Origin of the sequence: Nonomuraea sp. NPDC004580 (assembly GCF_040609855.1) — a bacterium.
In the GTDB taxonomy this organism is placed as follows: Bacteria; Actinomycetota; Actinomycetes; order Streptosporangiales; family Streptosporangiaceae; genus Nonomuraea; species Nonomuraea salmonea.
On the sequence record NZ_JBEXLH010000108.1, the window covers coordinates 1 to 14,431 of the forward strand.

The 14,431-nt window shown below is 73.1% G+C and carries 7 protein-coding genes; all 7 read left to right on the forward strand.

Translation table 11 applies throughout. The annotated features are described in order from the left end of the window. The first annotated feature begins 66 nt into the window (after window positions 1-66). On the forward strand, window positions 67-1,011 hold the full coding sequence (locus ABZW11_RS45230) for an SbcC/MukB-like Walker B domain-containing protein (protein ID WP_355432413.1): 945 nt from the start codon (window positions 67-69) through the stop codon (window positions 1,009-1,011). After that, complete coding sequence (locus ABZW11_RS45235; protein WP_355432416.1) at window positions 1,008-2,006, forward strand: hypothetical protein; 999 nt, start codon at window positions 1,008-1,010, stop codon at window positions 2,004-2,006. The genes ABZW11_RS45230 and ABZW11_RS45235 overlap by 4 nt, the downstream gene beginning before the upstream one ends. 63 nt (window positions 2,007-2,069) lie before the next feature. Beyond that, the gene (locus ABZW11_RS45240) at window positions 2,070-2,957 is read left to right on the forward strand and encodes an SseB family protein (RefSeq protein WP_355432419.1); all 888 of its coding nucleotides are present in this window, start codon (window positions 2,070-2,072) and stop codon (window positions 2,955-2,957) included. Beyond that, window positions 2,954-3,361: a hypothetical protein gene (locus tag ABZW11_RS45245; protein ID WP_355432422.1), complete on the forward strand. Its 408-nt coding sequence runs from the start codon at window positions 2,954-2,956 to the stop codon at window positions 3,359-3,361. Before ABZW11_RS45240 ends, ABZW11_RS45245 begins: the two co-directional genes overlap by 4 nt. An 89-nt stretch (window positions 3,362-3,450) precedes the next feature. After that, window positions 3,451-3,855 (forward strand): YbaB/EbfC family nucleoid-associated protein, encoded by a 405-nt coding sequence (locus ABZW11_RS45250; protein ID WP_355432425.1) that lies wholly within the window; start codon window positions 3,451-3,453, stop codon window positions 3,853-3,855. Beyond that, window positions 3,852-4,196: a hypothetical protein gene (locus ABZW11_RS45255; RefSeq protein WP_355432427.1), complete on the forward strand. Its 345-nt coding sequence runs from the start codon at window positions 3,852-3,854 to the stop codon at window positions 4,194-4,196. The genes ABZW11_RS45250 and ABZW11_RS45255 overlap by 4 nt, the downstream gene beginning before the upstream one ends. Window positions 4,197-4,206: 10 nt before the next feature. After that, a partial coding sequence (locus ABZW11_RS45260; RefSeq protein ID WP_355432430.1) for a hypothetical protein occupies window positions 4,207-14,431 on the forward strand: 10,225 nt, incomplete at its 3' end.

A 14,431-nucleotide genomic window follows, 5' to 3' on the forward strand; every position in this document is an offset into this window, starting at 1 on the left:
TCGCGTATGCCTCGTTCACGCCCGTCCTAACGATGGTGACATTTCCCGCTATTCCCCGTCTCCTGAGTGAGATACGTCACCGAGGCCAGGAGGCGGGCCGACGAGCTGGCCCGCCGGACCGAGCGGCTCTGGCGGGACATCGAGGCCGCGCGCGACACGGTGGTCCCGCTCGGCGCGCCGCCGCTCGACCGCGCCGACCTGCACCACGCCTGGACGGCCCTGCTGGCCTGGCGCGACGAGGCGGAAGGCCGCGAGCGCGCCGCGCTGGAGAGCCAGGAGGCCCGCATCGCCGAGACCGGACGGCAGGCCCGCGCCCTGTGGACGTCGGTGGTCGCCCAGCTCACCGAGCACGACGTGGCCGTCCCCGACCGGCCCGCCGCGCTGGGGGAGTCGGTCAGTGCGGCCGTCGCGCAGGCGCAGGCGTGGCTGGACAGGGTCAAGGAGAATCGGGCGGCCGCTCGCGAGCTGCGCGAGCGCGTCGAGAAGGAGGAGGAGCGGGCCAGGGTCGCCAAGGAGCTGGCGCAGTGCCTGCGGGCGGACGCGTTCGAGCGGTGGCTGTGCACCGAGGCGCTCGATCTGCTCGTCACCGCCGCATCCGAGACCCTGCGCGAGCTGTCCGACGGCCAGTACGAACTCGCGCTCGGCGCCAGGAACGAGATCGAGGTCATCGACCACGCCGAGGCCGGGATGCGGCGCAACGCGCGCACCCTGTCGGGCGGCGAGACGTTCCAGGCCGCGCTCGCGCTGGCGCTGGCCCTGTCCGACCAGGTCACCGGTCTGTCGGCGACCGCCGCGCGCAGTCTCGACTCCCTCTTCCTCGACGAGGGCTTCGGCAGCCTCGACCCGGCCACCCTCGACACCGTGGCCACCACGCTCGAACGCCTGGCGGCCGGCCGCGACCGCATGGTCGGCGTGGTCACGCACGTGCCCGCGCTGGCCGACCGCATCCCGGTACGCTTCGAGGTCAGCCGCGACGCCAAGGGGTCACATCTGTCCAGGACGACCGCATGACGGCAGGGTTCACCGTCGACGCGTGGGACCCGTCCTACTCCGCCGCGCTCGACGCCGAGGCGCTGGCCGAGCTCGACGCCACCAGCGCCGAGCTGGACCTCGACGTCGAGCTGGCCGCCGCCCGGTGGCGCCCGATCACGCCCGGCCCCGGCGTCGCGCCGCCCGAGGTGCTGCTGATCGCCGACGGGGTGCGCCGCATCGACGCGCGCCTGTGGACGTACGCCGACGGCGACCCCACCGCGCTGCCCGGCATCGCGGCGTCGTGCGCGGCCGGGATCGTCCGCTGCGCGTCGGGGGCCGGGGCCGCGCCGGTCGCCGTCGAGGTGAGCAGGTCGCTGTTCAGCGCCTCCCTGTACGCCGGCGACGTCGTCACCAGCGCCGCCGCCTACCGCGCCCGCCGCGCCCCAGGCCCGGGGGCCGACGAGCTGACCCTGGCCCTGCAGCGGCACCTCACCCAGCTGGAGGTCGAGCTGGCCGTACGGCACAGGGCCGAGGCGGGGGAGGAGGACCTGCTGCTGGTGGACGGGCCGCTGCGGGGCCGTACGCACCTGCCGCGCACGGTCGGCTACGTCAAGACCCACCACACCGCCTACCTGCCCGCCCCGCAGGCCGCCATCGTGTCGGAGCTGCTGCCCGGCCAGCGCACCCCGGTCTTTCTCATGGGGACGAGCTGGCGCCGCCACACCTGGTACCTCCGGCTGCCCACGACCTCCGACATGCCGTGGGCGGGCGTCGTCCGCTGCGAGGCGAGCGCCGACCTGCCGCTCGACGACCTCGTACGCCTGGCCGACTCCCTCACCCGCGCCCTGCCGCCGCTGGCGGGCGTCGACTACAAGGACCCCCGCGCCCCGCAGAACCTCGTGCCCATCGGCGGCCTCGAACGGCTGCTGCGCCACCGCCTGGGCGACGCGCGGCTCCTCTACCGCGCACTCCGCGCGGCCGCCCGCCACCAGAGCCGCGCCACGCCGCCGCGCACCCCGGTCCCCACGCGCTGAGCCGGCCTTCCCCAGTACCGGGGCAGCGGGGTAATCCCTCGCAAAACAGGACAGAATTGTCGCGTGACCGTCGCAGATCATCTTCCGGCCGGCCCGTTCGAGGAACAACTGTGGGCCGCCTACCAGGACGGGCAGCAGGCGCTGTGCCTGAGCCTGCTGCGCGAGGCCGACCTGGCGCTGCCGATCACCGCCGCCGCGGCGGCCGGTGCGGAGCCCCCCGCCTGGGCGACCGCCGCCGACGCCGAGCGGACCTGGATGATCGCCTTCACCTCGGTCGAGGGGATGACACGGGCCACGGGCGGCGCCGCCACGCACTACCGGGTCGCCTCGATGACCGAACTCGCCGCCGTCTGGCCCGACCTGCGCTGGGGGCTGGCGATCAACCCGGGGCTGCCGGCGTCGTTCATGCTCGAAGCCGGCACGGTCGCCCGCCTGGCCGTGCCCACCCTGACCCAGGACCTGCTGCTGGCCCCCGGCTCCGGCGTGCCGGTGATGCAGAAGCTGCTCGCCGCCGCCGACATCCCCGCCCTGCTGGACACGCCAGAGCCGCGGGTGTCGGGCTACTGTCATCACGCGCTCGACGTCTCGCACATCGCCACCCCCGCCGTGCTGGCCGCCGCACTCGGGCAGGAGGAGCTGATCACGGAGTCGGGCTCGCTGAACATGCTGCGCTGGCGGCCCGTCGGCCTGGAGCTCTACCGGACGCCGTACGGGGGGACCGACGAGGAGGGCCGGCAGGCCGTGGCCGGTTGGGTGGTGGAGGAGCCGCCGTTCGTGGGGATGGGGCTGGTGCCGAACGTGCACTCCATCGTCCGCGAGTACAAGGTGTACGGCGTGGGCCTGCCGCACGGCGCGCAGATCTGGGAGCTGACCAGCGCCGGCACCGAGCACCGCCGTGCCGTCTACCACGGCGACCTGCGCCGCTGGTACCTCGTGGGCAGGAAGTCATGACGTCGTGGCACTCCTACCGGGCCCGCTGGCAGGGCTCGGTCTTCCCGGCCAGCCCCGAGCCGCACGCTCTGGAGCTGTGGGTACGCCTGCGCAGCGAGGAACCGCTGGACGGCTTCGAGGAGGTGGAGCCCGGCTGCCACGTGCGTACGGTGCCGGTGACCGAGTGCGAGTCGCTGCACTTCGTCACGGTCGTGTGCCGGTGGCGTGACGAGCCGTTCCAGGTGCACGACGAACGCGACGGGCTGCTGCTGCTCGAATACCTCGGCGGGTCCGCGCCGCGGGCCCGTGACCTGGGGCTGGACCGGGTGGAACGCGGCGTGTGGCGGGCCTGGGCGCCCCGCTCGGAGGTGACGGAGCTACGGGAGGAGGCCGTGTCGCTCACTTCCGGATATTCACATGTTTAGGCCAGCCCCTTGTTTCCTGGTGTTAATGTGACGGAAACTTACTCCTCAGGTACATGTGGCGTCACATGGGTGAAAGTGGCGAGGGGGCTATGGGGGCTTCGGAAGGTCCGGACGTCGCCGCGATGCGGGCGTACGCCGACGAGCTGCGCGAGACGTTCACCCGGTTGCAGGACGAAGGGCTGGAGCTGCACGCCAAGGCCAGGGCCGTGCAGGTCACCGAGACCTCGCGGGACGGCCTGGTCTCCGTCACCGTCGGCCCGCGCGGCGACCTGATCAGGCTCGACATCGACCCCCGCATCTACCGGCGTCCCGACGCCCGGGCGCTCGCCGACACGATCGCCGAGACCGCGCACAGGGCCGCCGCGGCCGCCCAGGAACGCGTCATGGAGATCTTCGAGCCGGTGATCCCGCCCGACCAGTTCAAGGCGCACCTCGAAGGCGACGTGGAGGCCGTGATGGCCCGGCTCATCGACGACATGGGAGGCGACCGGTGAACGAGGACTGGAGCGGCGCGTTCATCGCCAAGCCCGTCGTGGACCGCGGCATGTCCGCCTGGTCCACCACCGCCGAGGAGGTCGGCAAGAGCCTGCCCAAGCTGGCCGCCGACGTCGAGGCGCACATGTCCACGGCCCCGTGGGGCGACGGCACCGAAGGCATGGCCTTCTACCGGGCGCATCTCGCCGAGGGCGGGCCCTACGAGATGATCAACCAGTGCAAGCGGCTGGCCGAGCAGGTCGTGGACGCCGGCGACCGGCTGCGCGCCGCCATCGACAACACCCTGGAGACGGACGCGGACATCAGGGACGGCCTCACCCGCATGACGCGGGAAATCTGAGACCGGGTCCATGTCGCACACGGGCGGTACGAACGTCCAGGGTCCCGATCCCGGCTTCGGGGGACAATCCGTCGAGAAGCAGATCGTCCGCATCGACAGTGACGTGCGGCCCGTGTGGGAGACCGAGTCACTGCCCGACTGGGTGGTCCACTGGCTGGTCCCCATGCTGTCGGCCGGGCAGAAGTGGCCCTTGGCCAGCGAGGCCGGCCTGTCGGAGCTGGCCCGCCGCTACGCGGCGCTGTCGGACGGCGCGCTCTCCTCCGCCGAGCCCGCCGGCACCGCCGCGCGGACCATCGTGACGGGCTGGCAGGCGCCCGCGACCGCCAAGTTCGTCGGCCGGGCCCGTGAGCTGTACGGCAAGGAGGGCGGCATGGCGGGCGTGAGCAACAACGCCCACGCCTACGCCCTGCAGGCCCAGAACTTCGCGGTGCAGACCCAGTACTCCAAGCTGTCGATCAACGTGGCCTTCTGGGTGACGGTCGTCGCCATCGCCATCGTGCTGCTGGTCAACTTCTTCACCGCCGCCTCCGCCACCCCGCTGATCGGGAAGTACGCGGCCATGGCGCGGGCGGCGATCAGCCGCATCCTGAGCAGGCTCGCCGCCATGGCCGGCAAGCAGGTCGGCGCGGTCAGGCTGGCCCAGGTGGCCGCGCTCGCGGGCCCCACCGGCCGGGGGCTGCTGCTCCGCTTCCTGGCCTCGCCCATCGGCAGAGAGCTGGTCGAGGAGATCGGCGAGGAGTTCTTCATCGCCTGGAAGGCCCAGTCCCAGCAGATCGAGATGGGCACCCGTAAGGATCTGGACTGGAAGGAGCTCGGGGCCACCGGCATCGGCGCCGGCACGGGCGCCGTCGCCGGGACCGGGTTGTCCGGGCCGATCTCGCGGGTCACCGGGGTGCTGCCGGGCTTCGCCGGACGGGCGGTGACCACCGGCGCGACGAACACGATCGCCTCGCCGATCGGCAGCGGCCTCGGCATGGGCCTGGTGTACGGCGAGTGGAAGAATCCGTTCACCGCCGAGTCCATGACCGGGGCCTTCCTCGGTGGTGTGGGGCGTACCGGGACGATCAGCCCGTTCAATCCCGACGTGGTCTCGGCGCTGGCCCACCCGACGACCTCGCTCGCCTCCGCCTACGACGCCGCCGCCCGTGCCGAGGCGGCCCGCGCCGCCGCCGGCAGCCCGGCGGGCGGACCGTCCGGTGGTCCCACCGGTCCCGCCAACGGGCCGACCGGCCCCGACGGCATGTCGCCCGCGGGCTCCGGCGGGGTGCGGATCGCCGACCCGGTCAACGTTCCCGCCCAGCGTACGGCGAGCACGACGCCCGCCGGTTCGTCCTCGGCGAACCGCCCCGGCCCCGGCCTGCCCGACGCCGACTCCTCGTCCCGCCGCCGCACCCCGGACCAGCAGCAAGCCGTCACCCCGGCCCCCGACGACAACGCGGACGAGACCCCCGAGACGACTCCGGAGCGCCGCGCCACCCCGGCCACCGCCGACGCCCCCTCCACGGCCGACCCCTCATCGCGGCAGACCTCGAACAACCAGAACCACACGAACACCACCCCCGAGCCGCGTCAGGACGCCGTTCAGGAGCCGGAGACGGACACCGCCCCCGAGCAGCAGGCGGACACGCGGGCGGCCACCGCGCCCGAGCCGCAGCCGGCCACCACTCCGCAGCCCGACACGTCCTCCCAGCAGCCCGCCACCACCCAGGAGCCGAGCACGCCGACCGGCGACCCGGCGACCGGCGACACCACCACGAGCACCACGAGCGGGGACACGACGGCTGACACGACGGCTGGGGACACGGCCGGGGACACGACCCAGCAGCCCGACACGTCCGGCCAGACGGACACCGGCCGGCAGCCCGACACGTCCGGCCAGAGCGACGCGACCTCCCAGACGACGCCCGCCCAGGCCACCCGGAACAGCCAGGCGGCGAACGGCCAGACGGACACCGGCACGCCGGTGACCAGCCTGACCACCGCCGACCAGGGCGACACGGACGGGCAGGCGTCCAACAGGGCGGGCGCGCCGATCAGGGCGCGGGCGGCGTTGCTGGAAGCGCTCACCACCACGTTCCCCGGCGCCGTGATCGGCCCCAGCGGCGAGGTGCTCGTCCCGAGGCAGGACGGCGGTCACCGGGTCCTGCCGAACGCCACGATGCGGCGCGTCCGCAGGGCGCTGGACGCCCGCGCCGGCGAGGTGGCCGCCCAGGCCGACCTGGTGGTGGACGCCGCCGCGTTACTGGTGCTCGTCGCATCCGACCCCAATCTGTCGTCGGACGCCCCCGCCGGCGCCGCCCGCCCCCAGGCGCACACCAGCAGGCCGGGAACGGTCACCTCGCACCCGATCCCGGGCACCCGCTACGTCACCGACAGCGGCCGCGACGCCGACGTCACCACGGACGAGATCAAGCAGGCCGTCGCGAACCTGGACCCGCAGAACTTCGTGCACGGCGCGGGAAACGTGCGGGGCTTCTCCTGGGACGGCGACGTCCTGGTGGTGGACACCGCGAACGGCCCCCAGCACTTCCGCTTCACCGTCGGCAGACCCGACCAGCGGGAGATGGCGACGACCCAGGTGGGGACGGGCAGCGACACCGGCCCGCACCTGGTGACCTTCGCCCCCCGCATCGCCACCGACCAGCTCACCAGGGTCTGGCTGCACGAGATCACGCACACGTTCCAGCGGCAGGAGGCCATGTCGAGGGGCCCGCTGCGCAGGATCCTGCGCCGGATGCTGCCGAGCGGCGTCGCCGCCAACTCCAGGGACGAGTGCGTGGTCGCCCAGCAGAACGAGCTGGCGTACCTGATCGGCCGCTGGAACACCGCTGACACGGTGCCGGAGCAGCGGGCGACGGCCGTCGACATCGACGGTCTGCTGGCCACGTTGCGCGCCCGCGGCGTCGAGGTGCCGCCCGCTCCCTGGGAGGCGGGGCCCGAGCACGAGCGGATCACCCTCGACATCCCCCGCCTGGGCGACAACCCGAGCGTCGCGGAGGTGCGGCAGACCGCCGAGCGGCTCAAGGAGTCCGAGAAGACCCTGCGGCGGCTGCGCGAGCAGTACAAGGCGAGCGCCAGGGAGGCCCGCGACAACGCCAGGCAGGCCGAGGAGAAGGCCAGGAAGACCACCAAGGAGAAGGACAGCGGCGTCGAGCGCCGGCGCGCGGCGGCCGTCGAGGAGGCCCGCGCCGCCCGGGACAAGCAGGAGCGGCACGAGCGGCGCGCGGCCGCGTACGGGACCGCGCTGAACGCCGCGATCCGGGCCAGGAAGGCGCACGAGCGGTACGCGCGGCTGCTCGACGCGATGTCCGGCGCGCCCCGGCTGACCCGGCCCGACGAGGTGTCGCTGCCCATGCTCGCGCAAGCCGCCCTGCGCGAGGTCGCGGCGTCCCACATGGGGTACGACGCGGCGGTCGGCCACACCCGCCCCGACCCGTGGTCGCTGACCGAGTCGATGCCCACCGGCCGGCTGGCCCACCTGGACGAGCTCACCGAGAAGGTCAACCAGGAGCTGAGGGCCCAGAAGGCTGTCAAGCAGTACAAGGTGGGCGAGCTGGACACCCTCATCCGCGCCGACTGGCACAAGGTGGTGGCGGGCGACGGCCTGGTGCTGGTCGCGGGCCACGGCCGCAAGGCGGTCGAGCTGCGCATCGCGCTCACGGTCTCGGACCTGGTGGAGGTGGCCGATCCGGGCATGCGGGCGTCCCAGCTGACGCAGGGCAACTTCTACCAGACGGGACAGTCCTACACCGCCACCGAGTCGGGCAGCGTCAGCACGTCGGCGGAGTTCGACACGCGGAAACTGGCGGACTGGCTGCCCAAGGGCTCCATCGCCGACGCGATGGGGGTGGCCGGCGTCGCCATCGGCGGCGGCGCGAGCCGTAACTGGTCGGTCTCCAGCGGCGGCAGCATGTTCGAGCAGGGCGGCTCGGTCGCGGACAACCGCACGGAGGCGGCGCTCTTCGACGGCGACGCCAAGTGGACGGTGCAGGTGCGCACCGGGCGGAACACCACGTGGAGCGACCCCGTCGAGGTCACGACCGGCAAGCCGGGCGACTCCCACACCCAGCGCATCTGGGTGTGGCACTCCGCCATCGACCCCAACGTCACCCGCACCCTCACGATCCCCGCCGACCAGCGCCGCCCCGGAGTGCCGAACCAGGAGGTCCTCGGCATGACCGGCCTGGAGGAGGCGCTGGACGCGCTCGCCGCCGAGCTCGGCGGCGAGTACACCCGGATCGGCACCGGCGCCCGCGACAACCTGCGCAGGTTCGTCGTCCGCGAGATGCAGCTGCGCTTCCCTCAGGTGCTGGAGTCCGGCCTGTCGGTGAACCTCGCCGTGCAGGGCATGCCCGATGCCAGGATCACCGCCACCGCCGAGGTCGTCGAGGAGGAGACCAAGCTGCTCGGCGGCTGGACGCGGGACGTGCTGCAGGAGCAGGTGCTCACCGAGACCGCCACCTCCACCACCAGGATCGAGCACGGCGGCTCGATCGAGGGCAAGGTGGCCGCGAAGATCACCTCCGACGACCTCAACGACGTGGACGTCCTCGGCCCCCTCGGCGACTACTCCGCGGACTCGATCAAGCCCGAAGTCAAGGCCGGCGTGCCGATCGCGCAGTCGTCCGCCTCGACGGCCAACGAGGTCGCCGTGCACCCGCAGGTGGACAAGAGCAGCGGCATGTCGGTGACGCACCGCAAGGTGGTCAAGCTCACGTTCACCATCGAGCGGGCGGGCAGGCCGACGCGGGAGCTGGACCCGTTCCTGAACGAGCTGCTGGTACGCCAGCAGGCGGTGGACGCCTGGTACGCCGGCGACCCCGTACCGGTCCAGGCGTTCGTCCGGGACAACGGTGAGATCAGGCTCGGCGCCGACGGCCTGCCCGTGCCCGCGGACGCGCCCGCCCAGGAGCCCATCCCGGGCCGCAGGATCGGGCTGCCCGATTGGCTCGGTGTCGGCGAGGGCCGGCTGCGCGGAGCGGGCCCCACCGACGTCCGGGAGATCCGCGAGCTGGGGAACCTCGTGCAGGAGGTGATCGACAAGCTCGAGCACACCGGCCTGGTGTCCACCAGAGGCGAGAACGGCGAGCGCGTCTACAGCGACAACCTGCTCATCCGCGCCGCCCAGCAGCTGAACGAGGACGACATCAAGGCCCACCTGCAGGAGAGCGCGCTCCGCAGCGGGTTCGACCAGCTCACCCAGGGCGGCGTCATCGTCCCGCTGCAGTCGCACGGCGTCGGCCGAGCCCTCGACCTGCACGCCCTGCACATCGTGATCCGGCAGGACGAGGGCGACACCGGCACCGGTGTCGGCCAGACCCACAAGGTGCGGACCCACCTCGACATCGCCAGCGACACCTCAGGACGGGGCATCAACCGATCGGTCACGAAGGCCCTCGGCGGCTCCCTGGGCAAGAGTGACGGCCCTGGGGAGGGGCAGGACGGGGTCTCCCACAGCGCGGGCGTGAACGCCGGCGGCGACCGCACGTTCTCGGCCGGCACCAGCACCTCCAGCATGGTCAACAACGTCGCCATGACGGAGGACGACAACAAGGAGCCGACCGCCAGTGTCCTGACCGACGCGACGATCCAGGTCGACCATCTGCACGGCGACGAGGTCGCGACGCTGGTCGAGCCGCGTGCCATCAAGCCGCTGCTGATGGTCCCCGCCGGCCTGCTGCCCCACGAGGGGGGCCCGCGCTTCAGCGGCAAGATCGGCAAGCCGTCGAAGCGGCTCATGGAGATCGCCAGGCTGGAGCACTTCGACGCCGGCCGCGAGCTGAGCGACATCAACAAGGTCAGGAGGCTGCTGCCCGAGGCCCTGCGGAAGCGGGTCGCGCCGCTGGTCCAGCTCTGGCCGATGCTGAGCCGCCACCATCTCGCCGGCCACATCTTCGAGGGCCCGGTCATGAACGACGTCGTCCTCGACCCCAACGGAATCTCGCCCACGCGCGTCCGGGTGAACGTGCGAGGGGTGCTCGGCGAGGCGGAGTTCGTCGACATCGCCGACCCGGTGTCAGGCGACATCATGCTCGCCCTGCGCAGCGCCGGCATCAGCTGGAGCGCGGCGCGCAACTTCCTGGGCGGCCTGATGAACAGCGTCGGCGACGCCGACGACAACGGCACGACCAGCGACACCGGAACCGTCTCACTGCCGGGGCGCAACCGGGTCAAGGCGGTGGCGACCGCGCTCGTCGCCATCTTCGGCACCGAGTTCCTCGGCATCGCGGTGGGCCGCAAGTACCGGATCCGGGTGCCGGTGGACGTCATCGCGAAGGTGACCACCCGCCAGACGTCCCAGATCGGGTTCGACCTCGCCGGCGAGCGGCGGGGCGCCGCGCTGCGCAGCCGCGGACAAGGGGTGTTCGTCGTCCCCGAGAACGACGCGCTGCGGCTGTTCGCCGAAGGCGAGCTGAACCTGCCGGTGCCCGTCGTGGCCGACGCGGTCGAGCGGTGGCTGAACGGCCACATGAACCTGCACCGCACGGTCGCGGTGCCGCTGATCCACCGGTACGTCGAGGTCAGCGCCGCGGCGAACCACCGCGGCGAGGACATCGGCCTGGGCAAGAAGCACTATCCGACCCGGCTGCTCGAAGCGCTCAAGAAGGTCGCCGACATCGGCCCGGCGGTCACCCCGGCCGCCACCGCCGCGCGGCACGACCCCGGCAAGGGCTGGATCCGGCTGGACGAGGCCCTGACCGCCGCCCAGACCGTCAACGACCAGCTCAGAGAGGTCGTCGTCGCACCCCAGTACGAGCAGGGCATGGGCGTCAGCGTCCCGGAGTCGTTCGTGGTGCGCAACCGTCCGAGCGGGGAGCGGGTCGAGATCCTCGACGAGGTGATGAACGCCGTCGAGGAGGCGCTGCCCGGCGTCACCGAGCACACGCCCAACCTGTACCGGCAGCTCCGGGTGGACCTCAACGCGGCCCGCCCGAAGGTCCACCTCGAGGAGATGTGGTCGCGGCGCGGGTTCGAGCGCGAGTACGACGTGCAGCACGCCTCGGAAAGCCAGACGACCCAGGTCGTCACCATCCGCCTGCGGACGGTCAGCGCGGGCGACCCGCGCCTTGCGCGCATGGTGAGCCAGACCGACGAACAGGGCACCATCATCCAGCGCTACAGGGGTGAGGAGGCCACCCGCACGGAGTCGTACAGCGCCGCGTGGTCCGCCGGCCTCGACTACAGCGACAGCCAGGACGGCACTGACAGCAAGTTCGGCCTGTCCACCAAGCGCAACCGCTCCTTCGCCAGCACCGCGATCCGCAACGTCATGCGGCTGCTGCGCATCGCGAGGTTCGTCGGCGACACCACGATCGAGCAGGACCAGGTGCTCGTCCTGGAGGTCTCGACCCGCCCGGCCCGGGTGCGGCCGGTCCCGTTCGAGCGGCACGTGCCGGGCCTGGCCGCCAAGATCCGCGCCAAGCGGAACGCCACGCGCGTCGAGCGCCTGGTGGTGCGGCGCGAGTACGACATGACGCTGCGACGCCGCATCCCCAGCGACATGGTGCGCCCCGTCGCCCAGGATCCAGGCCCGGTCGCCGACGTGATCGACCCGCGCTCGGTGGAGCTGCCGCGGGGCTTCTTCCCCGAGGTCCTGGTCGAGCACGATGACAAGCCCACACTGCACGCCGCCATCATGCGCAAGCTGAAAGAGATGGTCGGCCACGCGGCGGCCGTGGAGCGCTCGGGAGCGTTGTCCGCGTGGCTGTCGCACTCCGGCATGATCACCGGCCTGGAACCCGTCGCGGGGCCCGACGGCCAGGTGATGGCGCAGGTCGCCGAGCCGAGGTTCCGCACCCAGGGCGTGGACGTCTCGGTCAGGGCCCGCATGTCGGACCTCACCGTCGTGGCCGGGCCGTTCGACGGCGAGACAGGCGAGGTCAACAGAAGGGCCGAGGCGCAGAACGTCTCCATCGGCCGCAGCCGGCTCAAGCCCGTGGGCATGAGCACGGGGAACGGCTGGAGCTTCCTCGGCCTCTCCTACGGCGTCAACGCGGGCGCCCAGGCCTCGGAGAGCGTCAACCAGCACCAGGGGGCGCGCAGCGAGCGCAGCATGTTCGCGAGCGGCAAGCTCTACACCGTCCGCGTCAGGGTGGACTACGACGCGACCTTCACCCGGGTCAAGCGGCGGGGCGACGGCAACGTCAAACCCCGCGAGGACAGTGTGTCCCTGCCCGCCGCGTCCAGCGCCACCGCCATGATCACGCTGCCTGGTGAGGTGCTCGCGGAGCTGGACGCCAGGATGCAGCGCGGCATCCGCGTCGCGGCGCCGATGGACGATCTGCCGCAGTTCACCTTCCAGCCGGAGCCCGGCCGCGAAGGGCTGATCCAGATCCTCCAGGACGCCAGGGTCGCCGCCCGCGAGCGCGGCCAGGTGGCCGGCGTCTACGTACGCGAGTCCGACGGCATCCACCGCTACCTCGCCGCCCCCGACGGCACCGTGCGCAACGACAGCGCGCGCAGCAGCCGGCGGGACGCCGGCTTCGCCGAGGCGTTCTCCACGCTGCCGCCCCACCTGCTCGACGCGGCCGACCGGCACGACCTCGACCTGCGTCAGGTCTTCCTCACCTCGCCCGTGTCCGGCACCTTCACCGACCAGGTCGCTGCCGCGCTGGACGAGCGCGGCGTGCTCCCGCCACCGCCGGAACCGGTCTGGAAGATCGGCGAGGAGGAGGCCACGCCGGCCGTCGGTGGCGGCACCTTCCTGGGGTCCACCTCTCCGTCGGTCACCTCCCAGGAGCTGCCCGGCAGCCCGCTGTCCGCCTCCGCGCGTCCCGAGGGCGTTCCCGACCTCACCCTCGACGAGATCCGCGCGCAGGACGTGTCCGTCACCGACTTCGGCGGTGCCGTCGCCCACCTGGGCTGGGCCGGGGACGACCACCTCGTGGTGCAGGTCCCCGGGGCCGCCGACCAGCACGTGCGGGTGGTGGCCGAGGACCCGGGGGCGGGGCTCGTCGGACGTACGGAGCTGTACGCGGGCACCGCCGATGAACCGCACGTGATGCGCATCGGGCTCCGCGTGCACCCGGACCTGGTCTCGTCGGTGCTGGTCCACGAGATCTCGCACGTCGCCCAGGAACGCGCCGCGCAACAGGCCGGTACGCGGCACGGGATCGTCAGGGGGTCGCTGTCGGCCCAGGAGGAGGGCACCGACCACTGCGTCACGCCCCGGCTCGACGAGCACGCCCACCTGTCGCGCAGGTGGCATGCGACCACCGACCCGGAGACCAGGGACCGGATCGCGGCCGCCATCGACGCCCTGGCCATCGACCTCCGCAAACGCGGCCACACCCCGCCGCCCCCGCCCTGGCCCACGTCGGCTCCGTCGGCTCCGTCGGTCCTGTCGGCCCTCGCCGACGCGAACGGCTCGCCTCCAGCGGTCAGCGCGGCGGACGCGGCGACCGCCGCCAAGCTGCGCGGCCTCATCGACACGCTCAACGGCCGTCGACCCGCCGCCCCGTCGATCGCCGACGCCCTCAACGGCACCGCCACGCAGGGCTCGATCGCAGCAGCCCTGAACGGCGGCACACCCAGGACGCCGGCCGCCGCCGCCGAGGGGGGCAAGGGCGGGGCCAAGGGATCTCTCGCCGATGTGCTCAACGGGCGGGCCGCCGTTCGCGGGCCGATCGCGGCGGCGCTCGGCGGCGGGCGGTCCGCGCCCACCGGGATGGCCGCCGTGCTCCAGGCCGAGGCGAGGAAGGCCGGCCTGGCGCCCGGGCAGCCGGGGGCGGCGGCCAAGATCGCGGCCCTGGCCAGGGCGGGCGAGCTGACCCCCGAGCACGTGGCGGCGCTGCGCGGCGAGCCCGAGCTGCCGGAGCTGGCCGCCGCCCACGCGGTCAGCAGGGCCGCCGCGCTCATGGGCGCCAGGGCCCGCGTCCTGGGCCCGGGTCTGCTCGACGTCCGGGTCCCCGGCCGCCCGCCCCTGGTCATGGAGATCCGCCCCGCCGACCTGGCCGGCCCCATGAACGGCGCGGGCCAGGTGAACATCCCGCAGCAGGCGAACGGCCTGAGCGCGGCGAACGGTTCGGGGGCGGCGAACGTTTCGGGGGCGGCGAACGGGTTGAGCGCGGTGAACGGCTCCGGTGCGGCGAACGGCTCGGGGGTGCGGGGCGACGGTGGTGTGGTGACGTACCAGGTGGATGGGCGGAAGACGGTCGGCGCGAACGAGCGGGCCGCCGCCGCGACCGCCGCGGGAGCGCTGGCGGCGGCGCTCGGGCTGCCGGTCGGCCCGCACC